This is a genomic window from Rhizobium sp. CFBP 8762, assembly GCF_014841565.1.
Taxonomy (GTDB): domain Bacteria; phylum Pseudomonadota; class Alphaproteobacteria; order Rhizobiales; family Rhizobiaceae; genus CFBP-8762.
In genome coordinates this window covers 276,672-300,323 of sequence record NZ_JACYUD010000003.1, presented here as the reverse complement: position 1 = coordinate 300,323, position 23,652 = coordinate 276,672, and the positions used below count along the sequence as shown (strand labels likewise).

Sequence of the window (23,652 nt, the reverse complement as noted above, 5' to 3'; positions counted from 1 at the left end):
CGGAGGCTTTGGCAGCGGGGATAAACATCGAGAGGATTTTCATGGCGGTGCATGTTTGCTTAGCCAGTCAAATGCTTGCGACTGTCGCTAAAAACGGCGATCAATCATATGCTTGGCGAGCGCACCGACGCTGTAAAAACTGGATTTGATACGTCTGAATGTATCGGGCGAGGGATCCGTTTTTGCGAGCGGAATGGCTGTCACATCCCCGGTTAGATACTGCGCGAGTGCGCGGCCGAAAACGGTGCCCGGCGCGATGCCCCGGCCATTGTATCCACTGATCGAGACGACATTCTCGTCCAAGTGGTGCAGTTTTGGCAGGTTGTTGTCTGTCATGCCAATACTACCATCCCACCAGTAGTCGAAGCTGATATCGCCAAGGAACGGGAAGATCTGGCGTACCGCGCGGCGGGCAAACGCCTGATGCGTTGCCTTTCCCAATCCGTCCAACGTACCGATTGATCCGTAAATCAGGCGGTTCTGCTGGTCCATTCGGAAGGATGTCATTACCATTCCCGTATCCCACGTACCCTGCCGTTCCGGCAGAATGCTGCGGGCGATGTTGTCAGACAGAGGTTTGGTTGCAAACTGGAAATAGGGCAGCAGGGTCAGCCCGTCCGTATGGGCGCGCCAGGGGGTATTCTTGACCATTCCACCATAGGCATTGGTTGCAACGATGACATTTCTGGCCGTGACGGACCCGTTTGGCGTCGTCAGAACCCAGAGGTCGCCTTTGCGGGTAGCGCCCATCAGCGGTGTATCGGTATAAATCCGTGCCCCCGCGTCCAAAGCGGCGCGGGCCAGACCACGGGCATAGGCAAGGGGTTGTATCGTACCGGCGCGTTTGTCCAACAAAGCGCCTGAAAAGCCCCGTGCCCCCGAAATGCTGGCAGCCTGCGCTTCGTCCAGCAACTCAACCGGCGCGCCGCGCTTTTTCCATTGATTATGCCGCGCCCGGATATCGGCAACACCGGCTTTGCCGAGCGCCATGTGAAGGGTGCCGTTTCGCACCGCTTCGCAGGGAATATCGTGTTTTTCCACCAGTTCGTAGACCAGAGCCGGGCCGCCACCAAGTTCATCCAGCAGGCGATTTCCGACCGTTTCACCCAAAGTGGCAATCAAGTCATCCGGTTTTGTCCACATGCCTGCATTGACCAGACCGACATTGCGACCGGACCCGCCAAAGCCAACCATGCGGGCTTCCAGCACCGCAACTGCAACACCCTTCTGTGCCAGATGGAGTGCTGCGGACAGACCGGTAAAGCCGCCGCCGATGATGGCGGTGTCGACGCTGATGGGACAATCCAGCGGGGCAGTGCGAGGCGCTTCCGGCGCGCTCGCATGCCAGAGATTGGGATAGTCGGAAGGTATTGCCATGGCCGGTCCTTGGGAAAAGGTTATGCCCTTCAGCCTAGCGGATCGCGAGTCAGATTTCTTATGCGTTTATAGCATGATGTTATGTGCTGACCCGTAACTGATGGTCTACTCGACGAACTCTACCGTCACACCTTTGCTGACCATTTTGGCCAGTTCCGTGGCGTCCCAGTTCGTGAGGCGTACACAGCCATGGCTCTGCGTCTTGCCGATCTTCGATGGCTCCGGCGTGCCGTGAATGCCGTAGGTCGGCTTGGACAGCGCAATCCAGACGGTGCCCACTGGACCGTTCGGGCCGGGTTGCAGGGTCAGGATCTTGTCGTTCTCACCCTGCTTGAAATTGATCTTTGGGTTATAGGTGTAGCCGGGATTCAACGCGATGCGCTCAACCTGCACCGTACCGGATGGGGACGGCGTATCGGATGAGCCGATGGACGCCGGGTAAGCCGAGATCAGCTTGCCCATATCATCATATGCCAGCACCTGCTTGCGCGCTTTGTCAGCCACAATTCGCGCAACCTTGCCCGTGCGTGTTTCGCCCGTGTTGACCACCTTGATAATGGTGCCGGGGATGGTGAAATCCACACCGGGGTTGAGTTCTTTCAAGAACGCTTCATCCATATGAAACTTTTCGGCCAGATTTTCCGAAACGGACGTATAGGAGAGATGCGGCAGAGCGGCCTTGTGGGCGTAGTCCTCTGGAATGGCCGCGACATAGGGGCCAGCAGCGTCCGAGGCACTGATGGTGTATGAAACGACAGGAAGTCCGCCGTTCAACCGAAGACGTTCCAGTATCTCGTCCGTATTGTTGGGATCGAGCGTCGCTCCGTTGGCCTGCTGCCAGGCTTCAATGGCCTTGGTCACATTGCTGCCCATGCGCCCGTCGATGACACCGGGTGAGAACCCTTCGCGATCCAGAAACACCTGCAGTGCTACCATTTCAGCGCTGGATTTCTTGGTGATCGACATGGCCGGTGGCAACTGCGTGCGGGCAGGCTGCGCGGGCTGGTCGTCAATCGATGCAAACTGCGAATCGCCCTGCATTGCGGGCAGGCTGTTTGGCAGTTCCTCGCGCACCACGGGCGGCGAAACAACATCATTGAACTGGGATACAGATCCTGTAACTTCACCGGTCGAAGAGCCGAAGGCATCGTCCTGAACCGGGCCAGGGGAGGCCGGGTAATATTCGTCAGCGGGCATCAGGGTCGCAATCAGGCGTCCACGCCGGTCCAGCAGAACCGTGCGGCCTTGTGCATCGCGGGCCTGTCGCGCCTCACCTTCCTCCGGCGTGTAGTCGAGGATATCGCCCTCCGGCGACACCAGCACCATGTCTACAGCGCGGTCATCATAGCGGCTCTGCGCCGCTGCAAGATTGGCCGTGAGTAAAACGGTCCCGAGTGCGGCAAAGTGGAAAAAGCGTTTTGTCGGTGTCACGGGATTGTACCTGTGTGTGGTTGTCTTCGCGGCTGTAAAGTCGAAAATAGACGTTTATATGATAAAGCTGAATTCATCGTTAAAAGTGCGTTAAAGTCAGCTTGTGAACCCTTATGGCATGCATATTTCGATGCGGCATACGCAACGACAACGCAAAAGCTCAGCAGTTGTTTCGTTGACGCAGGAGGCGCGATGGGCCTAAATGCCAGCGCTATACAGTTCAGGAGACGAGCATGGATATCCGCGAAATCGACGAGACCTATTCCGTTACCGGGCAGATCCAGCCCGAAGATCTGGATGCGATCAAGGCTATGGGCTTCAAATCCCTCGTCTGCCATCGGCCGGATTTTGAATCGCCCGACCAGCCCGTCTTCGATGCCGTGGCAGAGCGGGCAGAGGCGCTCGGTCTCGAAATCCGCCATGTGCCGGTGGGCCCGATGGGCGTAACAGCCGATGCTGTTGCCTTGATGGTGGATGCGCTGGATGAATTACCCCGCCCCATGCTGGGTTTCTGCCGCTCCGGTGCGCGCTCGACAGCCATCTATGAGAAAAGTCAGCATATGCGCGGCTGAAGTGCTTTAGTTCCTTGTGTTGTCGCATTGTCCGGACGTGAAAACGACTCCGTTTCCACTGGAATTGCTCTATATCACTGGTGACACTGGCGGTATGCTGGCTTGCTTGTTGGTGCGGCGTTCGCGCCATATGATGTAAAGCCCGGATGCAATGATAATGGCGATGCCGAGCCATTTAACGGCGTCCGGCAGGTGATCGAACACCAGCCAGCCAAAAATAGTCGCGGATACGATTTCCAGATATTGCAGCGGAGCGAGGGTTGAGGCGGGTGCTGCCCTGTAGGCATAGACCGACAAGACGCCTGCCACTGTTGCCGTAACGCCAACACCCAGCAGGTAGAGACTGTCGGTCATCTCCGGCATAACCGGATCAGCCGAGGGGATCGCCGCCACATGGCCGACCAGCAGGAGCAGTATCATGATGATGCCGCCCCATATGCTGGCGTAAAGCTGCATGGACCACGGGTCCTCATTTCGTGCAACCATCCGCGTCAGCAGCAGAAACGTCGCAAGGCTGAAAGCCGATACGACCGGCAGGAGGGCAATTGGGCCCACCTCCTGCATGCTCGGCTGGATGACCAGCATGGCGCCGAAGAAACCAACGGCGCAGGCAGTGTACCGGCGCCAGCCTATGGTTTCTTTCAGGAAAATGCTGCCCATGATTGTCAGGATGATCGGCTCTACGAAGAAAATGGCAATGGCATCGGCCACTTGCATGACCTTGAGGGTCGTGATGAATGACAGCATGGTAATGGCCATCAACGCACCGCGCAGCGCATGCAGGCCAGTCTTTTTCCAGGTAATATCGAAAAGAGTTCGACGACAGAGAACAATCGGCAGCAGAAATGCAATTTGCAGCAGAAATCGTGCAGCCGTTATCTGAGCCGCCGGAATGCTGGTGACAGCAAGCTTGGAAAATATGTCGATCAAGGGCGAGAGCAGAACGGATATGACCATGAGCCAAAGACCCAGATTTGCATCATTCTGCTTCACGCCATACCCTCTTATGGATCAACGACCGACCGACACCAGCGACCGATCGAATCATTGACGTCATTGCGTCCCAATTCCTGAAAAATCTCATGCCGCATGGAAGGCCATATCCGCAAGGTCACGTTGCGCATTCCGGCGGCGGCCAAGCGTTTTTCCAACCATCGAAGCGTCTTGCCGTTGTGTGTTACCGGATCTTGATCGCCGCCGACAAGATGAACCGGTAGGGTGAGACGAAGCTTTCGCAGTTCGCTCCTGGGCCGAGTCCGATAGCCAAGTGCCAGAACGTCCCGCCAAAGGGATACGCTGATAGCTTGCCCGCAAAGTGGGTCGGCAAGATAGGTCGCGACGTTCTCACGGTCGAACGACAGCCAGTCATAGGGCGTTTCGGCGTTGTCAACGCTGTCGGCCCACACGTCCAGAGCCAGTCGTGCCCCAACGCGGCTCGGTACGTCCGAGCCCTTCAGCATCTGTTCCACCAGCAACAAACCTTGCCCAAGGCGGGCCAGTAGCCCCATGTGGATATTGACGCCGGATAGGACCAATGCGTTCAGTTTGTCGGGGAACAGTTCAGCAAATCGCAGAGAAATGATACTGCCGAGGGAATGGCCGATGATGACAACCGGTAGATCTGGATGGCGCGCAACCGTAGCATCCCGCATGGACAGAAAATCCCGAACAACTGCGTCCTCGCCATGGCGCCACGCAAAGCGGCCCAGAGGCGCGTCGCACGCCCATGTATGCCCATGCCCGCGATGATCATGCGCGTAGACATGAAAACCAAATTGCGCCAAACACGCTGCCAGCTCGCCATATCGGTCCGAATGCTCCGTTATTCCGTGGCAGATCAACACGATCCCTCGCGGGCTGCCTATGGCCGCATGTCGGCGAAACGCGAGAACCGCTCCGGTTTCGGTTGTCAGGTACTCCAAATCCCCAAACACAAATTTCTCCCGCAAATCAAAGGAACGTCTTGTCAAATCTTTACATTCTAATATATGAATGAACTCTGTTTGTTCTGAAGGATGGAGGGTTCATGGCTGGGAAACTTGGCTTCGGCGTGCTGCTGTGGACAGTCATGCTTAGCACACTGGCCTGGGGGCAGGCCAGTCTGCCCGCGAGTGTGCCGGGCAGCGATAGATTTGTTTTTGCAGTCAGTTGGCAACCGGCATTCTGTGAAACAAAACGATCGCGGCCCGAGTGCAAAAATCAAGTTTCTACCGACCTTTCAGCAACTCATTTCACGCTTCACGGTCTGTGGGCAACTGGCCGAAAGTTTTGCGGTGTCGCGCAAGACGTCAAGGACAAAGCCAAAAAAAACTGGCTCGACCTGCCTGCTTTGACCGTGTCTCAAACCACACAGGCTGACTTGGATCGTACCATGCCCGGCCGCATGTCCGGTCTGGATCGGTATCAGTGGCTTGCCTACGGCACCTGCACGGGCCTGTCGCAACAGGCTTTTTTCGACAGGACGCTGGAGTTTCTGAAAGACGTCAATGCGTCTCCCGTTCGCGAAATCCTCGCCGAGAGTATTGGTAAGACCATCAGGCTCGATCAGATACAAACAGCTTTCAACACGGCATTCGGGGCGGGAGCCGGAGACAAAGTCCGTCTGCGATGCCGCAAGTTGAATGGTCAGGCCCTGATTACGGGTATCACCATCGGTCTACGAGGAGACATTGGGTCGTCTGATCTGCCCAAACTCATCGGTGCCGCTCAAGACAGCCGCGGCAAGTGCACCGAAGGGCTGGTTGATGCCGTTGGGTTTACCAAGCGAGAGAAGCCTGCGCCGAAAGCGCCAGTGCCCTGAACAGGAAGCAGACCTCGGTTTAGCGGATTGCTCCTTTGAGTGATTTCGCCTACATAGCGGTCCAAAGTTTAAGCATGTGGCGGTCTCTCAAACAACATGCGTGAAACCAGTGACAGAAGCGTGAAGCGTAACCTTCGGGCCATCGCACGCTTCGGTCGTTTTGCGGAGCAAGGAAAATGGCACGTCAATTCATCTATCACATGGCTGGGCTGAACAAGTCCTATGGCGCGAAGAAGGTTCTCGAGAACGTTCATCTGTCATTTTATCCCGACGCCAAAATCGGTATTCTCGGTCCAAACGGTGCGGGTAAATCCACGGTTCTGCGGGTCATGGCCGGACTGGACAAGGAATTCACGGGAGAAGCGTGGCTCGCCGATGGCGCAACGCTCGGTTACCTGGAGCAGGAGCCAAAACTGGACGACAGCAAGACAGTGCTGGAAAACGTCATGGAAGGCGTTGCGTCCAAGAAGGCCATACTGGACCGTTATAACGAAGTGATGATGAACTACTCCGACGAAACGGCGGATGAGGGCGCGAAGCTTCAGGACATTATCGACAGCCAGAATCTTTGGGATCTGGATAGTCAGGTCGAAATGGCTATGGACGCGTTGCGCTGCCCACCCGGCGACTCCAGTGTCACGAGTTTGTCCGGTGGTGAAAAGCGGCGCGTGGCATTGTGCAAGCTGTTGTTGTCGCAGCCGGACCTTCTGCTGCTCGATGAGCCTACAAACCATCTGGACGCCGAAACCATCGCGTGGCTGGAGAAGCATCTGCGCGAATACCCCGGCGCGGTGATGATGGTTACCCATGATCGTTACTTCCTTGACAATGTGACCGGCTGGATTCTGGAACTCGACCGAGGCCGTGGGATTCCTTACGAGGGTAATTACTCCGCCTACCTTCAGGCGAAAGCCAAGCGCATGCAGCAGGAAGGCCGGGAGGAAGCTTCCCGTCAAAAGGCGCTGTCGGCCGAGCAGGAGTGGATTTCTTCCAGCCCCAAGGCACGGCAGGCCAAGTCCAAGGCCCGTATCCGCGCCTATGACGAACTGGTCAAGGCGGCCGCTGACCGCCGCCCCGGCGATGCACAGATCATCATTCCGGTCGGCGAGCGACTGGGACAGGTGGTTATTGAAGCGGACAATCTTTCCAAGGGCTATGGCGATACGCTTCTGATCGATGGTTTGAGTTTCAAGCTTCCGCCAGGTGGCATTGTCGGTGTCATCGGTCCCAACGGCGCGGGTAAGACCACGCTCTTCCGCATGATCACAGGACAGGAAAAGCCTGATAGCGGAGATATCCGTATCGGCGATTCCGTATCTTTGGGCTATGTGGACCAGAGCCGCGATGCGCTGGATGGCAACAAGACCGTCTGGGAAGAGATTTCCGGTGGCAATGATATCATCAAGCTTGGCAAGCACGAAATGAACTCGCGGGCCTATTGCTCGACGTTCAACTTCAAGGGTGGCGATCAACAGCAAAAGGTTGGCAACCTGTCCGGTGGTCAGCGCAACCGCGTCCACCTCGCCAAGATGCTGAAGGCTGGCGGCAACGTGCTGCTGCTTGACGAACCGACCAACGATCTTGATACCGAAACGCTGGCAGCGCTCGAGGATGCGCTGGAAAACTTCGCCGGTTGCGCTGTTATCATCAGCCATGATCGTATGTTCCTCGACCGTTTGGCAACGCATATTCTGGCCTTTGAGGGAGACAGCCATATTGAATGGTTTGAAGGCAATTTCGAGGACTATGAGAAGGACAAAATTCGCCGTCTCGGCCCGGATTCGGTCAATCCCAAGCGTGTGACCTATAAACGCCTGACACGATAGTCAGGGCTACAAATGCACATGAAACAGGGCCGCGTCACTGCGGCCCTGTTTATGTCCGCCAGATGAAAGTTTCCACTTGTCTCGCCTGTCAAGATCACATAAAGATATCTTTATGTCTTGATTTTACTTGGTGGGAAGATGGATCAAAATCTTGGTCTGGATACGTTGGTGGATGTGCTGAAGGCTGCGGGCGAAACCACGCGGTTTCGGCTGCTGGCATTGCTATCTGCTGGTGATCTGACTGTTACGGATCTTACCGAAATCCTGGGCCAGTCCCAGCCGCGTATCTCCCGCCATCTTAAACTGTTGAGCGATGCCTCTCTGATCGACCGATATCAGGAGGGTGCGTGGGCATACTTCCGTTTGAAGCAGGAGGGGCTGGCTGTCGCTTTGATCGGCGAACTGTTGAAAGCCTCCAGTCCGTCAGATGCAATTCTTGCGCGTGATACGGAACGGCTTGCGGCGCTGAAGCAGGAGCGGGCTGAAAAGGCGCAATCCTATTTCAGCAGAAACGCCAAGGAGTGGGATGAACTCCGTCGCCTTCATGTCAGCGACACCGAGGTGGAAGCTGCCCTGTTGAAACTGGTTGGCGATGAGCCGGTTGATACGCTGCTGGATCTCGGCACTGGCACCGGTCGTATTCTGGAGCTGTTAAAGGATGTCTATCGACGCGGCGTTGGCGTTGATGCAAGCCGGGACATGCTTGCCGTTGCACGGGCCAATCTGGACCGTTCCGGTATCGTAAAAGCCTCCATTCGGCACGGAGATATTTTCAACTTGCCGCTGGATGGGCAGGATTTTGATCTGGTCGTTATTCATCAGGTTCTGCATTTTCTGGAGCAGCCGCAGCAGGCGATTACCGAGGCCGCGCGTATGCTTCGCCCCGGCGGACGGTTGGTGCTGATTGATCTTGCGCCCCACGGGCTAGAATATCTGCGCATCGATCACGCGCATATCAGACTTGGATTTGCCAAAACGACAATGGCCGAGTGGTTGGAGAAATCTGGCCTGCGCGTGGAAGAGGCGCAGGATCTTGAACCCGGTGCCTCCGACGGCAACCGTTTGACCGTGACAATCTGGGTCGCGCGTGACCTTCGCCTTCTTTCACTTGCATCGCAGGGCGATGCCGCACCACCAATGGTCGGGAGACATTGAGATGACGACACCCCTCTTAGACACGGATGCACGGAGCAAACTGCGCATCTCGTTCGAGTTTTTCCCTCCCAAATCTCCGGATGGCGAGACAGGGCTGATTGAAACTGCCCGGGAACTGGCGAGTTTCCAGCCGGATTTCGTCTCTGTAACCTATGGGGCGGGCGGGTCCACGAAGGAACCATCCCTTCGTACGGTGGACCGGCTGATCCATGAAGCCGGAATTGCAGACACCGCAGCGCATCTGACCTGCGTCGGTGCCAGCCGCGAGGACGTAGACCGTGTTGTTGACCAGTTCGTGGACTGTGGTGTGCAACGCTTCGTTGCGCTCCGCGGCGATGGCGATGGCGGGGTAGGCTCTCCCTATCAGCCCCATCCCGGTGGATACATCAATGCAGCTGACCTCGTATCCGGCCTCCGCAAGAAAGGTGATTTCGACATATCCGTATCGGCTTACCCGGAAAAACACCCGCAAAGCGCTGATGTCGATGCTGATATCGATATGCTCAAACGCAAGGTAGACAATGGAGCGGCTCGCGCCATTACCCAGTTCTTCTTTGATAATGATGACTTCGAGCGATATCTGAACAATGTGCGGGCGGCTGGAATCACCATTCCAATTCTGCCGGGCATCCTGCCCGTCCACAATCTATCCCAAGTCAGCAAGTTTGCCGGCATGTGCGGCGCCCGTATTCCCGACAGGCTTCGTGAAACGCTTGGTCCGCTTGACGACCGGCCGGATGAACGCACAAGGGTTGCGACAATGCTGGCGGCGCAGCAAGTGGCCGATCTGTTTGAGCGCGGTGTCCATGAGTTTCACTTCTACACCATGAACCGGTCGACAATGGTCGGCGCTGTGTGCGATCTCGTTGGCTTTCAGCGTCACAGCGTTCCCGTTCGTCAGACGGCTTAGCAATGCGCTAGAAACAGCGTGGTGACGACATGCAAAAGGCGCGACAGTAATACTGGCGCGCCTTTGTTATTGCCGGAAGGGTGTTGGTTCACGGCCTGCCGCAGCAGGCACTCTTGCCACTATACAAGCATTAGATAAAAAGCATTGTCGCAACAAACACGAACGCTGCACTGATCATGAGCACATTGAACGAATAGGTAAGTCCCATGGTCGATCCTCCTTGCGTTAAGGAGGGTAGAATACGGCTAAAAAAAGCCCTTTGGAAAGCAATAATTTTGCGCGGAAGTGCCCTAATGTGAGCAAACACACACTGTCAGGCGTCTCATCCTATTGATTTTACAACAGAATACCTGCCTTATTTTTTTCACAAACGTTGAAAAACGGTTAATGTTTCCGTCTGAAACAGCCTGTGATCATCAGCAAAGCGAGATTTCAGTGCGCGGAAACGCGACTCTGCAAGTCGCTGAGCATTGCGTTTGATTATTTGGAAACAGCCGCAACCCACTTCTGCCAGTTCTTGGCAGAGCCTGCAAAAACGTTGATATCGGTGTTGCCCTTGATTCCAGGAACGACGCCGGTGCTGGTATACTGCCAGAACGCCCAGCGGCGTGCCGTGTAGATTTCCTCTGGATGCTTGGCAACTGAACGGACCCAGAAATGGTAGTCCTGAAACATGCCGACGAGATTTTCCCGATGGAAGTCAACCGAGGTGTAAATAATCGGGCGCTTGCCGTAATAGGATTCGAGGCGGTCCATGAAGCGTTTCATTTCAGCCTGTACGGTAATGGCCGGCGGGCGATACGTGCAGGTTTTTGATTCGCCGTTCCATTCCACGTCCAGCACGGGGGGAAGGTGAACGGCCGATTTTGGAACATTTCGAATGAACCAGTCCGCCTGATCATCGGCTGAAGAACAGAAATAATAGAAGTGATAGGGTGCATATGGAATGCCTGCGGCGCGCGCGTTCTGCCAATGCTCTGCAAAACGGTCATCCACCCGATCCTTGCCTTCGGTCGCTTTGATGAAAGCGAAAGCAACACCGGAGTTGCGCACCTGACGCCAGTCTATGTCACCCTGCCATTTGGAAATATCGATGCCGTGGATGTCATGGCGTTGGGGATGTTTGCTGCCGAAATCCTGCGGATCCTTGTCATCGAAGCGCGGCGCAATCGATGCGGTAGACATCAAATCGTAATCAGTTGAGGTGCATGCGCTGAGCAGGGTGAGGATAGGCACTAGGGCCAGAAGTAGCCGACGCATGACGCTCCCGCAGTTTGGATAGGATCAGAATGCTCGGCCAGACTGGGCTGACAGAACACACATGATCTTTTCCACATCATCGTAAAAAATACGTTAGGATCAAGCGGTAAATGCGTTGTCCCTTAAAATACCGGGGAATAGCTTATCAACGCAGTCCCGCTTCTTCCAGCAGGCCCTTGCGCTTGGCGTGGTTGTAGTAACCGCTGGCATATAGCATCACGGCGCCATCGTTCTTGTCATCGGCAACAAGCCACGCACCGCGCAGATATTTCGTCGCATATTTCAGGTTGGTTTCAGCATCAAAGAGTCCAGCGGGCTCACCCTCATACCCCATGCTTTTCGCCGTATTGTACTTGATCTGCATCAGCCCATAATGGCCGCGATTGTAAGCCTTCGGATTGTAGCGGCTTTCGCGCTTGACGACACGGTGCAAAAGAGATTCCGGAATACCATTCAGCTGTGCATAACGGCTGATCATGCGGTCCATCTCTGGACGATTGGACGTATGCGTTTGTCCCAACAGAACGGACGACCGGACTGGGCCGTTGTTACCAAGAGCCGCCATACGGCTGCCGGGGCGCGGGACGGGAATGGCGCCGGTTGGCGGCACGATATTTTCCAAACCAACCGGCTCGCCGATGTCGAAATCCGATTCCATCGCAGTCATTGCGACGGTTGGCATGGGCGGCATTTTGGAGGGGGCTGGGGAGGCGGTAACTGTAGCAGCCTCAGGCGCAGGGATGGAACTGCTTGTCGGCGCGGTCGCGGCGAGTGCAGCGACAGCGCCGCTGGCTTTCTGATCATTGGCATAGGCAGATGCCGCCAATGTTGCGACCCCTTCTGCCGGGGGGAGAGCGTAGGCGGTGGTCTCGGTGCCAGGCTTGGCAATCGGAACGACGGTCTGCACCGCCATGACTTTATCCATCGGCGTATGCTCAACGCTGGAGCAGCCTGCGGTAACTGTAACTGCTACCAGAGATGCCGCGCTAAGGGTGTGCCGGGAAAACAAGTTTCCGAATCGTGCCATGCTGTCGCCTTTGTGCTTCGAGGTCGTTGGACCCTTGCAAATCAGCGGCGCGTTAACGCCGGACGGAGACCTCCATTAACCTAACCATCCCAATTCCGCAAGCGCATGAACGAATTTCGAGACATGTTGCCGATTTGCACGACTGAATAACGGTTTGTTCCGAAGAAATTTTTATCGGGAAAACAAAGATCTAGACCGTTCGGTTGCCTAAATGGCTTTCCAGCTTTGGCCCACCGCATCCATCACCTCACCAAACCATTTTGGCGATGTGTCAAAATGTTTTCCGCCCTTGATGCGCGGGAATTCAATGACGCGGAGTTTGCCATTCTGGCCCTCATCATGACCGGTGACACCAGACACCTTGTTCAAGGCACTTTCCACGGCGAGGTCAACCATGCTCTGGATCAGGCGCAGGTCATCGCGGTTGGCAGGGGCGGAGCGAGCGTAATAGCCGGATTTCTGCACCATCGAGCGTTCGGCACCGAGCAGATTGGCAAACTGCTTGGAGAACCAGCCACCGACATTGATCGTGTCGATCTTGACGTGGCCGAAGGCATCTCGCTTGACACTTTCCCCGGCGCTTTCGCGCTCAGCGACAATGGCGTCCAGGCACGCACCTTCGCTGACGAACAGGGTCACGAAGCCGGTTCGGTCCATAACCTTGCGCAGGCGGTCTGCCTCGCCATGTAAATCGAAGCTGATTTCTGGCAGATAAATGCCGTCGATGTTTTTCAGCTCGGTGTTCATCATGAAGCCCTCAACAAACTCGGTGTTGCCGGTCATCTGCATATAGGCACGCGCGGTTGCCGCGGTCAGCCATCCGCAGTGGCGGCCCATCACTTCGTGGATCACCAGGGTGCGGGGCGCGGCACTCTGCTCGTTGCTGACATGGTCGAAAAAGCGCGCGCCGAATTCTGCCGCGGTCCATGCGCCGAGCGACTGGCGGATTGGCACGACGTCATTATCCACCGTCTTGGGAAGGCCGACGACGGTGAGATCGTAACCATGCGCGCCGAGGTAAGCGGAAAGATCGGCTGCCGTGGTGTTGGTATCATCGCCGCCAATGGTGTGGAGAATCGTCACGCCGTCATTGGCAAGACGCTCTGCTGCAACCTGCAGCGGGTTCTGGCCCTCCTTGACCAGTCCGCGCTTCACGCAATCGGCGATATTGGTCAGTTTCACGCGGCTGTTGCCAATCGGTGAGCCGCCGTGCCGGTGCAGCACATGCGCTTTTTCGCGCATATCCGGGGTAATGTCGATGCGGTCTCCCAGAAGCAGTCCGTGATAGCCGGAGCGATAGGCAAACAGTTCCGCCTCGGGCGCGACGTCTGTATAGCGTTCGATCAGACCGCCAACGGCGGAAGACAGGCAAGGGGCGAGACCACCTGCCGTCAGCATTGCAACTTTTGGTGTGCGCATTCTACTCTCCTCACCGGATAAAATCGGATGCTTTCGCAATAGCCAGCCCGGTGCGCGGGCGCAAGAGGCGGTGCGCGGCGAGCGACCGGATCGCGCAATGATCCACGAAATTGATGAGGGAGCATTACAAATTTGTCATCCAGAGGCGTTTCGGACCCGTATCGGGAGTATCGCCCTTGCAAACGAGGCCAATATTTGGTCTTGCTGCCATAGAGATTCAAGGAAAGATGAAGCCGCCATGTCTGTGTGGGATGCCCTGCTGAAAATGGTCAGTTCTGCTGGCGATACCCTTGCGGGCTTCGTGGAAGCCATCCGGACGCTGTTTGAAGGCGATCCGCAAACGCGCCAAAGAGTGGCTTTTTCCATTGCCATGATTGCACTCTCGGCCAAGATGGCAAAAGCGGACGGGATCGTGACGGTCGCCGAGGTCGACGCCTTCAAGGATATCTTCAAATTTCCCGATGATCAGGCGAAAAATGTTGCGCGGCTTTACAATTTGGCGCGTCAGGATGTGGCCGGATATGAGGCCTATGCCGAAAAGCTGGCGGGACTGTGCGCGATGCGCGAACAGAACTGCCCGATCCTCGAAGATATCCTCGACGGGCTGTTCCACATCGCCAAGGCGGATGGTTTGATTCATGAAAGCGAGATGGCGTTTCTTGGGCGGGTTGGCCAAATCTTCCACCTGACAGACGATCATTTCCAGCAGATTTCAGCACGCCATGTGCATGCCGACGGGCGCGACCCCTACAAGGTGCTGGGGGTGTCCCGCAAGGATGACTTTTCAACCATTCGCAAGCAGTATCGTGTTCTGGTGTCCGAGCATCACCCGGACCGCCTGGTGGCGCGTGGCGTACCGCAGGAGTTTCACGCCATCGCCAATGATCGTATGGCAGCGCTGAACGCGGCCTATGAAGAGATCGAAAAAGAGCGCCGCGCCGCATGAAGCGCATCTGTGACTATAGCCGCGCCCGTCCCATGCCGTCGCCCAACCATGGGGAACGGGTGGGCGGCATCGCGCCCGATATGATCATTCTGCACTACACCGGCATGCCAAATGGGCAGAGCGCGCTCAACTGGTTGTGCAATCCGGAAAGTCAGGTCTCCTGCCATTACTTCGTGCATGAGAACGGCATGGTGGACCAACTTGTACCCGAAACGCGCCGTGCCTGGCACGCTGGGGCCAGTGCGTGGAAGGGGGTAACGGATATCAATTCGCGCTCCATCGGCATAGAGATCGTCAACACTGGCCATGAGGGCGGCCTGCCGGATTTTACGCCGAAACAGATTGCGGCAACAATTGAACTATGTCTCGATTGTGGCACCCGCTGGTCCATCCGGCCGGAGCGTATCCTCGCTCACAGCGATATTGCGCCCATTCGCAAGGTAGATCCCGGCGAAAAATTCCCTTGGAACACGTTGCATGAAAAAGGGGTCGGCCACTGGGTCGCACCGGCGCCCATCGGTGGTGGTCGGTTCTTCCAGCGTGGCGATAGCGGCCAGCCGGTCGAGGCTATTCAGTCCATGCTATCGCTTTACGGTTATGCCCTTGAAATCGATGGCCTATTCGGCGAGCGCACCGAGGGCGTGGTGGCCGCGTTCCAGCGTCATTTCCGCCCGGCGCAGGTGGATGGGATCGCGGATATTTCCACCCTCGACACGCTACATCGACTGCTGGCGGCTTTGCCCGATTTTGGTGGTTCGTGATGCCCTGACAGGGCTGTTTCCAGACCGCCGACCGCGTTTTTCCATGGAACTTTTGCCTTCGCCACATCAAAAACAGATTGCGTCGTTTATTTAGCGCTCACTGAACAGCGGCGCTGACGCCTTCAATGTCTGGGCCGCATAGGACACCAATTGACCATGCATTACGCGCTTTAAGCGCCGGGCTGGTTTCTTGAGCGGAGACATCACTTACAATGACGACACCTCGTGTTGCTGCAGTTGCGGCAGGCTTTTGCATGCTTTTTTCCAGCCTCGGTATTGCCCATGCGAAAGGGCCGGACAGAACGATCAAGACCTCAGCACTCCCAAGCGCTACCCGCACCATAGGGTTTCCCATGCCCAGTCCCACGCCCAGGATATCGATGATGCACCCGGTCTATTCTCCCATGATCGTCAAGCATGCGCAGGCCAACGGAATTCCGGCCGCGCTGGCACAGGCGGTGGTGCGGGTGGAAAGCAACTTCAACGTCCGTGCCCGTGGCAGTCAGGGTGAGATCGGCCTGATGCAGATCAAGCCAGCGACAGCACGGATGCTGGGCTATCGTGGAAGTATCAAGGGCCTGTACGACCCGGAAACCAACATTCGCTATGGCATGAAGTATCTGGCCTTGGCCCATGATCTGGGCGGCGGAACGACCTGCGGCACCATCTTGAAGTACAATGCGGGCCATGCGGCCAGCCGTATGAATCCGATCTCCAAACGCTATTGCAACAAGGTCCTGCAATTGCTTAATTAAACCTCGGGGTTAAGGGGAACACGTTTGACGGATTTCGATTTCATCATTGTTGGTAAGGGTATGATGGGGGCTTCCGCGGCCCGCCATCTCAGCGCATCGGGCGCGCGTATTGCGTTGATCGGGCCGGATGAGCCACTGAACAAGGCCCGTCACGACGGCGTGTTCGCCAGCCATTATGATGAAGGGCGCATCACACGCTCACTGGATGGAAATGCGGTGTGGGGCCGGTTGGCCCAACGCTCCATTGCGCGCTACCGGGATATTGAAGCCGAAAGCGGCATTTCGTTTTTCAACGAGTCAGGCTGCCTGATGGTCGGCGACCTGTCAGGCGAGGGCACGTCTTTTATTCAAAGCGTTATCGGGGTGCGGGATGCGCTCGGCGGAGCGGCTGAAGTGTTGTCGCAGCCGGACATGGCGACGAGTTTTCCATGCTTTTCGTTCTCTTCTCCTTCCGTTGGCGTGTTTGAGGCCAAAGGTGCTGGCACCATCAATCCACGAGCGCTGGTGAGCGCCCAAACCGTCTGCGCCCAAAACGCCAATGTGGATGTGATCCCGCAGCAGGTTGTCCATGTCGAGGACGAGGCTGGCCGGGTGCGTGTAACACTGCGGGATGGTCGCTGGTACACTGCTGGCCGTGTGCTGCTTGCAGCCGGTGGCTTTTCCCGAAACGCGAACCTCGGCACTAGTGATCTCGACCTGACCGTCAAGGCGCGCACGGTGTTGTTTCTGGAAGTGGACGAGGCGCAGCACGCCGAATTCGCGCACATGCCTTCGCTGATCGTTGAAAACGGTCGACAGGAAGACAGTATCTACCTGCTGCCGCCAATCCGCTACCCGGATGGCCGCATGTTCATCAAGATCGGCGGAGACCCGGTTGACCGGATTTTGAACGGCGACACAGAGATTTGCGACTGGTTTCGCACCGATGGCAGCGCATCGGTCGGTGATCATCTGCATGCGATCGTCAAACGTTTGATCCCGTCTTTACGCCCAGCCAGTCTGACGACGAATTCTTGCGTAACGGTTTTTACCGCCCATGGGTATCCCTATATCGGCTTCAGCGATTCCAGCCGTCTTGCAATTTTGACAGGCGGGAACGGGGCGGCGGCCAAGAGTTGCGATGAAATTGGCAGGTTGGGTGCGCGCTTGATTTTGAACGGCACTTTTGATGCGCCGGAATATGAGACGGATTTTGCCGTTCACAAACAATAACAGATCACGTCCGGTTGGACGTGCTCTATGATCGTTTTGACGCAATTCCGGACGGAAAACCGTTTCACACTTTTCCTGGAATTGCTTTGATTAACGCTGGCAATTCCACGCCGCCTCCTTTAAGGACGCCCCCGATGCCAGTTGGCCGGGCAGCCGCGCTTCGCTAGGGCCGAAAGGCTGCGAGGGGAGGAAAGTCCGGGCTCCACGGAAACACGGTGCCGGATAACGTCCGGCGAGGGCGACCTCAGGGACAGTGCCACAGAAAGCAAACCGCCGCTTGTTAGCGGTAAGGGTGAAAGGGTGGGGTAAGAGCCCACCGCGTCTATGGTAACATGGTCGGCACGGTAAACCCCACCGGGAGCAAAACCGAATAGGGACAACGTGGGATGCGTAAAGCATTCCGGCTGGTTTCCAGGCCAGTTGTCCGGGTGGGTTGCACGAGGCCGGGCGCAAGTCCGGTCCCAGATGAATGGCTGCCACGTTCCGGTTTAACCGCCGGGGCCATACAGAACCCGGCTTACAGGCCAACTGGCATCACTTTTTTTCCCGTGTTTTAGCGCCTGCAAAAGGGCCGCGCATCCCCTTGAAACGATAGCGGTTTCATCAGGCATGGCATTTGTCATGTCGCTGTTACGTTCACTAATATTCGTGAGCGATTCCAACGCCTTGAAATGTGGTTTGTAACCATTTGTTAAACTTAACAGCCTATGAATATTCAATGGTGCCGGATGGTTTGTGTCGGCATTTCCCATTGACGCCCATATGGTCCCATGTTATCCCAAGCCCACACTCACCTAGGGCATGTTAGAGCCCTTTCACCGTACAGTTCAGGGTGGCCCCGATCAGAGGGCGGGATAGCGCGCACGCGTTTGTCCCTGTTGGCGTATGCGTTTTTGTCAGAGGGTTTCCGGAGGTGTTTTTGCCCGTGCAAAACCCGGTACAGATCATTGGAAGCGGCGGTAGTTCGTCATGAACCGGTTCCTGTCGAATGCGACAAACAAGATCGATGCGAAGGGGCGCGTGTCCGTGCCTTCCGTATTTCGCACAGTCTTGTCCGCGCTCGATATCAAGGATCTGTACTGCTTTCAGGACTTCGTGTTTCCGGCGATCAGCATCGGCGGGCCGGAGCTTTTGGATCGCTTCGAGCGCCAGATTGCCAGCGAGGATCCGTTCTCGCCACAAGCAAACGAGATGTCGCTCCTGATCCATGGGGGCGGGGTCTTCACGAAGCTCGATCAAGAGGGTCGGTTGATGGTCACGGACTTTATCCGCGATTTCACCGGTATCACCAAAGAGGTGACCTTCGTTGGTCGGTCGGATCATTTTCAGCTCTGGGAGCCGCAGGCATTCGAAGCGATGCAGGCGGAAGCCAGGGAAAAGCGCAGGCTGCGAGGCTTGCCATTGCCATAAGCTATTTCCGGTGTGCAGCGGTTTTGCGCAACGGAATGCGCAAGAATGTTGACTGGGGATTTTAACATGGCGGCAGTTCAAGCAGCGGGATCATCTGACGCCGGAGCTGATGAAGACAGCTCCGTCCGTCACATTCCCGTTTTGATGCGTGAAGTGCTGACGGCTTTGGATGCCGGACCTGGAAAGGTCATTCTGGACGGCACTTTTGGCGCGGGCGGCTATACGGGCCAGATATTGAGCACGGGGGCCGACGTGATTGCGCTGGATCGTGACCCGAACGCCATTGCCGCTGGCCGTGCCATGGAAACCGCGCATACGGGCCACTTGTCGCTGATCCAGTCGCGTTTTTCCGATCTTGCCAATCACGCGCCCGAGGATGGGCTTGATGGTGTGGTGCTGGATATCGGCGTGTCCTCCATGCAGATCGATGAAGCTGAACGCGGTTTTTCCTTTCAGCGCAATGGTCCGCTGGACATGCGCATGGAAGGCCGTGGCATTTCGGCTGCCGATGTCGTCAACCGGGCGAAAGTGTCCGATCTCATCCGCATCTTCGGTTTTCTCGGTGAGGAAAAGCAGCCGGGGCGCATTGCCCGCGCGATTGAAAAGCGCAGGCTGACCGAGCCGTTTTCCACGACCCGCGATCTCGCAAATCTCATCGAACTGGTCACGCCACGCAAAGCCAAGGACAAAATCCACCCCGCGACGCGTGTGTTTCAGGCGCTGCGCGTGTTCGTCAATGATGAACTGGGCCAGTTGGCGCAGGCCCTGTTTGCTGCCGAGCGTGCTTTAAAGCCCGGCGGGCGTCTGGTGGTTGTGACCTTCCATTCGCTGGAAGATCGTATCGTCAAGAAATTCTTTGCCGACCGTTCGGGCAAGGCCTCCGGCTCTAGGCACATGCCGCTGGTGCATGAGCGCCAGGCAACGTTCACGCAAGTCGGCAAGCCTATGATCGCGGCCAGTGAAGAGGAAGCCGCGCTCAATCCGCGTGCGCGTTCCGCAAAGCTGAGAGCCGGCGCGCGTACACACGCCCCGGCAGAGACAGATGATCTGTCGATTTTCGATCTGCCAAACCTAGCCGATCTTGGAAGCATGGGCGCTGGAAAGTGGGAGCGAAGCGATGCTGCGCAGTTTTGATATTGTCCTGATCGTCGTCATGACGGCGGCTGCCACCGTGACCTACACCATCAAGCACCGCGCGGAGCTGAAGCTGGAAGACGTGCGGCGACTGGATGCAGCCATCAAGCTGGAAGAAGACACGATCGACCTCCTGAAGGCCGACTGGGCACTTCTGACCCAGCCAAGCCGTCTGGAGCGGCTGGCGAAGGTCTACAATGGCGAGTTGCAACTGGTGCCAACCGATTCGACCCAACTTGTGCGTCCGAACGAACTGCCCATGCGCAAGGATGAGGTTCCACCGCCGCCCGAGACTGCTGAGAACGGCAAGCCGGTGAAGACAGACAAGATGACAACCGGATCGGTGGTGGCCAACTGATGTCTTTTCTCTCGCGCATCATGCTCAAAAAAAGCAAGGCTCACTTTTCAGCGGGCGGCAACAACCGGCCACCGGAAAGCCTGAGCAACCGCCCGTTTGAAGGCACCCGCAAGAAAAATGGCAATCAGGCCCGCAGCCGCGTTGCCATTATCATCGGTACGTTCACTATGGTCTACGTGATCATTGGCGCGCGTCTGGTCCAGTATGCAACGACCGAGCCGGAAACGGTGTCCAGCATTGGCCGCGCCGATAATCTGATGGCCTCGCGCCCCGATATTCTTGACCGCAACGGGGAAGTGCTCGCAACCGACATTCGCACCGTGTCGCTCTACGCGGAGCCGCACAAGATTGTGGATGCCGATGAGGCCGTGGAAATGCTTTCCACCGTCCTGCCGAACCTGAATTTTGCCGAAATACACGGCAAGCTCAAATCCAAGACCCGCTTTCAGTGGCTGCGCCGCCAGTTGACGCCAAAGCAACAGAGCCAAATTCTGGCGCTCGGCATTCCCGGCATCGGTTTCCGGCCTGAGAAGCGACGCTTTTATCCTGGCGGGCCCACCTCGTCGCACCTTGTCGGCCATGTCAATGTGGACAACCGCGGCGTCGCAGGCATGGAGCGGTACATCGACAATCAGGGTCTGGCCGACCTTGCCGCCATTGGCATGACCAGCGATGCCAAGATGGAGCCGGTCAAGCTGTCCATCGATGTGCGCGTCCAGAATATTGTGCGTGATACCATTGTGGAAGGCATGATGAAGTATCAGGCGATTGCCGCCGGTGCTGTCATTCTCGATATTCATACGGGCGAAGTGATCGCCATGGCCTCAGCGCCGGATTACGATCCGAACAACCCGACGGCCATGACGGCCATGGGCGACCCCGCCAAGAATGATGGCTGGATGAACCGCATGTCGAACGGCGTGTTCGAAATGGGGTCCACCTTCAAGACCTTCACCACCGCCATGGCGCTTGATTCCGGCAAGGTGACACTCAACGACAGCTTTGATGCCAGCCAGCCTATCCGTATCGGCGGGTTCACGATCAAGGATTTCCATGGCAAGCGCCGCGTGCTGTCCGTGCCGGAAATCTTCCAGTATTCGTCCAACATCGGCACCGCTAAAATGGCGGACCTGATCGGTATTCAAGGCCATAAGGAATTCCTGACCCGCCTCGGCTTGCTGACACGCATGGAGACCGAACTGCCGGAGGTGAAAACGCCAAGCCAGCCCAAGGAATGGAAGAAGATCAACTCCATCACCATTTCCTTCGGTCACGGCGTGTCGACAACACCATTGCAGACGGCCGTTGCGGCGGCGGCGCTGATGAATGGCGGCAAGCTGATTCCGCCGACGTTCCTGCCGCGCACCGAAGAGCAGGCCAATGAAATCGCGACCACGGTCGTAAAAAAATCGACCAGCGACGATATGAAATTCCTGTTCGACTGGAACGGCAAAAAGGGTTCCGGCCGACGCGCGCAGGTGCAGGGTTTTGATGTGGGTGGAAAGACGGGTACAGCCGACAAGGTCAAGAACGGGCGCTATGACAGCAGCCTCAACTTCAATGCGTTCCTTGCTGCCTTCCCGATGACGGACCCGAAATATGTGGTGCTGACCGTCATCGACGAGCCGAAAACGGGCGAGGGCGGCGCGAACCAGGCTGGCTATACCGCAGCGCCCATGATCAGTGAAATCATCCGTCGCTCTGCACCGCTTCTCGGTGTAAAGCCGCAGTTTGGTGATGATGGCTCTGCCTTGCTTGTGTCGTATTGAGGCAGGAAGAACAGGCCGCTGATTTTCTGTAAGACGAGGTGAACCGTGCAGGCCAGAACGCTAAACGACATTGGAGCGGATTTTCCAGAGCTCATCTCCCAGTTGGAGACGAGACCGGTAAACGGCGACATTGCAGGACTGACCGCTGATAGCCGTCAGGTTCAGCCGGGTTTCGTTTTCGTCGCACTGTCCGGTTCCAAAGCCAGTGGAGCCGCCTTTATCGAGGATGCGGTGTCGCGTGGGGCGGTCGCTGTGATCGGTGCAGAAGCGAATGTCGAGAACACCGTTCCTTATTATTCTGTCAACGAACCAAGGCGCTTTCTGGCGATGGCTGCGGCGCGGTTCTATGGTTCACAGCCCGCAACCATGGTTGCGGTCACCGGCACAGCGGGCAAGACCTCAGTCGCATCCTTCACCCGGCAGATCTGGGCGCATGCGGGACATGTAAGCGCCATGATCGGCACCACCGGCGTGGTTGCACCGGGCCGCAATCATTATGGCTCCCTGACAACCCCGGACCCGGTCACCCTGCACCAGTTGCTGGCAGAACTTGCCGAAAGCGGCGTGACCCATGCGGCCATGGAGGCGTCCAGCCATGGTCTGGATCAAAGCCGTCTGGATGGCGTGACCCTGGCTGCGGCGGGCTTCACCAATCTCGGGCGTGATCATATGGATTACCACCCCACCGTTGAAGACTATATGGCCGCCAAGATGCGCCTGTTCCGCACGCTGTTGCCCAAGGGCGCACCGGCGGTGATTTTTGCCGATGATCCGTGGTCGCAGGCTGCAATCGATGCTGCGCGTGATGCAGGACAAGAGGTGCGCACCGTCGGGCGCAAGGGCACCTATCTGACCCTGAAGCGCGTCGAGCATTTCCGCCACAAGCAGATGGCGGAAATCCATATCGACGGGGAAATTTATGAGGTGCATATCCCCCTTGCCGGTGATTTCCAGATTGCCAATGCGCTGGTTGCCGCCGGTCTGGCAATGGCCACCGGCGTGGATGCACGCACCGCGATGGCGGCGCTGGAGAAGCTGGAGGGCGCATCCGGTCGGCTGGAGCTGGTAGGGCAGACAACAGATGGTGCGCTCGCCTATGTCGATTACGCCCATAAGCCCGACGCGCTGGAAAATGTGTTGTCGTCCGTGCGGCCTTTCACGACTGGCCGCGTCATCGTTGTGTTTGGCTGTGGTGGTGACCGTGACCGCGGCAAGCGGCCGCTGATGGGCGAGATCGCGTGCCGTTTGGCCGATGTGGTGATCGTCACCGATGACAATCCGCGCTCGGAAGTGCCTGCCGCCATCCGCGCCGACATCATGGCTGCGGCCAAGGGTGCCACGGAAATTGATGATCGTGCGAAAGCCATTCACACGGCGGTTTCTCTGCTGAAAAGCGGCGACACGCTGATCGTTGCGGGCAAGGGGCATGAAGAGGGGCAGACCATCGGCACGGTCACCATGCCCTTTTCAGACCATGCGGAACTTCGCAAGGCCTTGTCCAGCAAAGCATCGGCATCCGGGGGAGCATGA

21 protein-coding genes and 1 other RNA gene are annotated in these 23,652 nt (G+C 57.0%); 15 read left to right on the top strand and 7 right to left on the bottom strand.

Translation table 11 applies throughout. From position 1 onward, the window contains the following. Positions 1-87: 87 nt before the first annotated feature. Together IFT84_RS09955 and IFT84_RS09950 are read right to left on the bottom strand one after the other, a co-directional pair. A complete protein-coding gene (locus IFT84_RS09955; RefSeq protein ID WP_192118863.1) occupies positions 88-1,377 on the bottom strand; it encodes an NAD(P)/FAD-dependent oxidoreductase in 1,290 nt (429 codons plus the stop codon). 105 nt (positions 1,378-1,482) lie between these two features. Further along, on the bottom strand, positions 1,483-2,808 hold the full coding sequence (locus tag IFT84_RS09950) for a L,D-transpeptidase family protein (protein ID WP_342212854.1): 1,326 nt from the start codon (positions 2,806-2,808) through the stop codon (positions 1,483-1,485). A 233-nt stretch (positions 2,809-3,041) separates the two neighbouring features. On the opposite strand from IFT84_RS09950, the gene IFT84_RS09945 reads away from it, so the two are divergent. Continuing rightward, the gene (locus tag IFT84_RS09945) at positions 3,042-3,380 is read left to right on the top strand and encodes a TIGR01244 family sulfur transferase (RefSeq protein ID WP_192118861.1); all 339 of its coding nucleotides are present in this window, start codon (positions 3,042-3,044) and stop codon (positions 3,378-3,380) included. A 69-nt stretch (positions 3,381-3,449) separates the two neighbouring features. Here IFT84_RS09945 and IFT84_RS09940 read toward each other — a convergent pair whose 3' ends face one another. Together IFT84_RS09940 and IFT84_RS09935 are read right to left on the bottom strand one after the other, a co-directional pair. After that, a complete protein-coding gene (locus IFT84_RS09940; protein ID WP_342212853.1) occupies positions 3,450-4,373 on the bottom strand; it encodes a DMT family transporter in 924 nt (307 codons plus the stop codon). Between the two features lie 11 nt (positions 4,374-4,384). Then, complete coding sequence (locus tag IFT84_RS09935; RefSeq protein WP_192118859.1) at positions 4,385-5,314, bottom strand: alpha/beta fold hydrolase; 930 nt, start codon at positions 5,312-5,314, stop codon at positions 4,385-4,387. A 92-nt stretch (positions 5,315-5,406) separates the two neighbouring features. On the opposite strand from IFT84_RS09935, the gene IFT84_RS09930 reads away from it, so the two are divergent. The 4 genes from IFT84_RS09930 (at position 5,407) to metF (ending at position 10,071) form a co-directional block, all read left to right on the top strand. Further along, positions 5,407-6,180: a ribonuclease T2 family protein gene (locus tag IFT84_RS09930; RefSeq protein WP_192118857.1), complete on the top strand. Its 774-nt coding sequence runs from the start codon at positions 5,407-5,409 to the stop codon at positions 6,178-6,180. A 176-nt stretch (positions 6,181-6,356) separates the two neighbouring features. After that, positions 6,357-8,006, top strand: a complete 1,650-nt coding sequence (ettA, locus tag IFT84_RS09925; RefSeq protein ID WP_192118855.1) for an energy-dependent translational throttle protein EttA — start codon at positions 6,357-6,359, stop codon at positions 8,004-8,006. A gap of 138 nt (positions 8,007-8,144) precedes the next feature. After that, the gene (locus IFT84_RS09920; protein ID WP_192118853.1) at positions 8,145-9,161 is read left to right on the top strand and encodes an ArsR/SmtB family transcription factor; all 1,017 of its coding nucleotides are present in this window, start codon (positions 8,145-8,147) and stop codon (positions 9,159-9,161) included. Between the two features lies 1 nt (position 9,162). After that, positions 9,163-10,071: a methylenetetrahydrofolate reductase [NAD(P)H] gene (metF, locus tag IFT84_RS09915; RefSeq protein WP_192118851.1), complete on the top strand. Its 909-nt coding sequence runs from the start codon at positions 9,163-9,165 to the stop codon at positions 10,069-10,071. Between the two features lie 480 nt (positions 10,072-10,551). Here the strand turns inward: metF and IFT84_RS09910 are convergent, their stop codons facing one another. The 3 genes from IFT84_RS09910 to IFT84_RS09900 all read right to left on the bottom strand — a co-directional run bounded on the left by IFT84_RS09910 (position 10,552) and on the right by IFT84_RS09900 (position 13,777). Next, complete coding sequence (locus IFT84_RS09910; protein ID WP_192118849.1) at positions 10,552-11,331, bottom strand: glycoside hydrolase family 25 protein; 780 nt, start codon at positions 11,329-11,331, stop codon at positions 10,552-10,554. A 145-nt stretch (positions 11,332-11,476) separates the two neighbouring features. Next, on the bottom strand, positions 11,477-12,358 hold the full coding sequence (locus IFT84_RS09905) for a transglycosylase SLT domain-containing protein (RefSeq protein WP_192118847.1): 882 nt from the start codon (positions 12,356-12,358) through the stop codon (positions 11,477-11,479). A 207-nt stretch (positions 12,359-12,565) separates the two neighbouring features. Then, on the bottom strand, positions 12,566-13,777 hold the full coding sequence (locus IFT84_RS09900; protein WP_192118845.1) for a pyrophosphate--fructose-6-phosphate 1-phosphotransferase: 1,212 nt from the start codon (positions 13,775-13,777) through the stop codon (positions 12,566-12,568). A gap of 238 nt (positions 13,778-14,015) precedes the next feature. Between IFT84_RS09900 and IFT84_RS09895 the strand changes: the two genes are divergently transcribed. From IFT84_RS09895 to IFT84_RS09845, 10 genes are all read left to right on the top strand, one after another. Further along, positions 14,016-14,723: a J domain-containing protein gene (locus IFT84_RS09895; RefSeq protein WP_192118843.1), complete on the top strand. Its 708-nt coding sequence runs from the start codon at positions 14,016-14,018 to the stop codon at positions 14,721-14,723. Continuing rightward, positions 14,720-15,484, top strand: coding sequence for an N-acetylmuramoyl-L-alanine amidase (locus IFT84_RS09890; protein ID WP_192118841.1), 765 nt, complete (start codon positions 14,720-14,722; stop codon positions 15,482-15,484). The genes IFT84_RS09895 and IFT84_RS09890 overlap by 4 nt, the downstream gene beginning before the upstream one ends. Before the next feature lie 212 nt (positions 15,485-15,696). Beyond that, positions 15,697-16,239 (top strand): lytic transglycosylase domain-containing protein, encoded by a 543-nt coding sequence (locus tag IFT84_RS09880; protein ID WP_446737581.1) that lies wholly within the window; start codon positions 15,697-15,699, stop codon positions 16,237-16,239. 24 nt (positions 16,240-16,263) lie between these two features. Continuing rightward, the gene (locus IFT84_RS09875; protein ID WP_274603598.1) at positions 16,264-17,451 is read left to right on the top strand and encodes an NAD(P)/FAD-dependent oxidoreductase; all 1,188 of its coding nucleotides are present in this window, start codon (positions 16,264-16,266) and stop codon (positions 17,449-17,451) included. A 137-nt stretch (positions 17,452-17,588) separates the two neighbouring features. Then, positions 17,589-17,987, top strand: an RNA gene (gene rnpB, locus IFT84_RS09870) — RNase P RNA component class A. A gap of 433 nt (positions 17,988-18,420) precedes the next feature. Beyond that, positions 18,421-18,861: a division/cell wall cluster transcriptional repressor MraZ gene (gene mraZ / locus IFT84_RS09865; RefSeq protein ID WP_192118835.1), complete on the top strand. Its 441-nt coding sequence runs from the start codon at positions 18,421-18,423 to the stop codon at positions 18,859-18,861. A gap of 66 nt (positions 18,862-18,927) precedes the next feature. Then, on the top strand, positions 18,928-19,995 hold the full coding sequence (gene rsmH / locus IFT84_RS09860; protein WP_192118833.1) for a 16S rRNA (cytosine(1402)-N(4))-methyltransferase RsmH: 1,068 nt from the start codon (positions 18,928-18,930) through the stop codon (positions 19,993-19,995). Next, complete coding sequence (ftsL, locus tag IFT84_RS09855; protein ID WP_192118831.1) at positions 19,979-20,353, top strand: cell division protein FtsL; 375 nt, start codon at positions 19,979-19,981, stop codon at positions 20,351-20,353. Before rsmH ends, ftsL begins: the two co-directional genes overlap by 17 nt. After that, a complete protein-coding gene (locus IFT84_RS09850) occupies positions 20,353-22,122 on the top strand; it encodes a peptidoglycan D,D-transpeptidase FtsI family protein (protein ID WP_192118829.1) in 1,770 nt (589 codons plus the stop codon). Before ftsL ends, IFT84_RS09850 begins: the two co-directional genes overlap by 1 nt. A 45-nt stretch (positions 22,123-22,167) precedes the next feature. Continuing rightward, the gene (locus IFT84_RS09845; protein WP_192118827.1) at positions 22,168-23,652 is read left to right on the top strand and encodes a UDP-N-acetylmuramoyl-L-alanyl-D-glutamate--2,6-diaminopimelate ligase; all 1,485 of its coding nucleotides are present in this window, start codon (positions 22,168-22,170) and stop codon (positions 23,650-23,652) included.

Bases quoted from the DNA above. Each gene is read 5' to 3' on its own strand.
- IFT84_RS09955 (WP_192118863.1), bottom strand. From the start codon at position 1,377: ATGGCAATACCTTCCGACTATCCCAATCTCTGGCATGCGAGCGCGCCG.
- IFT84_RS09945 (WP_192118861.1), top strand. From the start codon at position 3,042: ATGGATATCCGCGAAATCGACGAGACCTATTCCGTTACCGGGCAGATC.
- IFT84_RS09930 (WP_192118857.1), top strand. From the start codon at position 5,407: ATGGCTGGGAAACTTGGCTTCGGCGTGCTGCTGTGGACAGTCATGCTT.
- ettA (WP_192118855.1), top strand. From the start codon at position 6,357: ATGGCACGTCAATTCATCTATCACATGGCTGGGCTGAACAAGTCCTAT.
- IFT84_RS09920 (WP_192118853.1), top strand. From the start codon at position 8,145: ATGGATCAAAATCTTGGTCTGGATACGTTGGTGGATGTGCTGAAGGCT.
- metF (WP_192118851.1), top strand. From the start codon at position 9,163: ATGACGACACCCCTCTTAGACACGGATGCACGGAGCAAACTGCGCATC.
- IFT84_RS09910 (WP_192118849.1), bottom strand. From the start codon at position 11,331: ATGCGTCGGCTACTTCTGGCCCTAGTGCCTATCCTCACCCTGCTCAGC.
- IFT84_RS09905 (WP_192118847.1), bottom strand. From the start codon at position 12,358: ATGGCACGATTCGGAAACTTGTTTTCCCGGCACACCCTTAGCGCGGCA.
- IFT84_RS09900 (WP_192118845.1), bottom strand. From the start codon at position 13,777: ATGCGCACACCAAAAGTTGCAATGCTGACGGCAGGTGGTCTCGCCCCT.
- IFT84_RS09895 (WP_192118843.1), top strand. From the start codon at position 14,016: ATGTCTGTGTGGGATGCCCTGCTGAAAATGGTCAGTTCTGCTGGCGAT.
- IFT84_RS09890 (WP_192118841.1), top strand. From the start codon at position 14,720: ATGAAGCGCATCTGTGACTATAGCCGCGCCCGTCCCATGCCGTCGCCC.
- IFT84_RS09880 (WP_446737581.1), top strand. From the start codon at position 15,697: ATGACGACACCTCGTGTTGCTGCAGTTGCGGCAGGCTTTTGCATGCTT.
- mraZ (WP_192118835.1), top strand. From the start codon at position 18,421: ATGAACCGGTTCCTGTCGAATGCGACAAACAAGATCGATGCGAAGGGG.
- rsmH (WP_192118833.1), top strand. From the start codon at position 18,928: ATGGCGGCAGTTCAAGCAGCGGGATCATCTGACGCCGGAGCTGATGAA.
- ftsL (WP_192118831.1), top strand. From the start codon at position 19,979: ATGCTGCGCAGTTTTGATATTGTCCTGATCGTCGTCATGACGGCGGCT.
- IFT84_RS09850 (WP_192118829.1), top strand. From the start codon at position 20,353: ATGTCTTTTCTCTCGCGCATCATGCTCAAAAAAAGCAAGGCTCACTTT.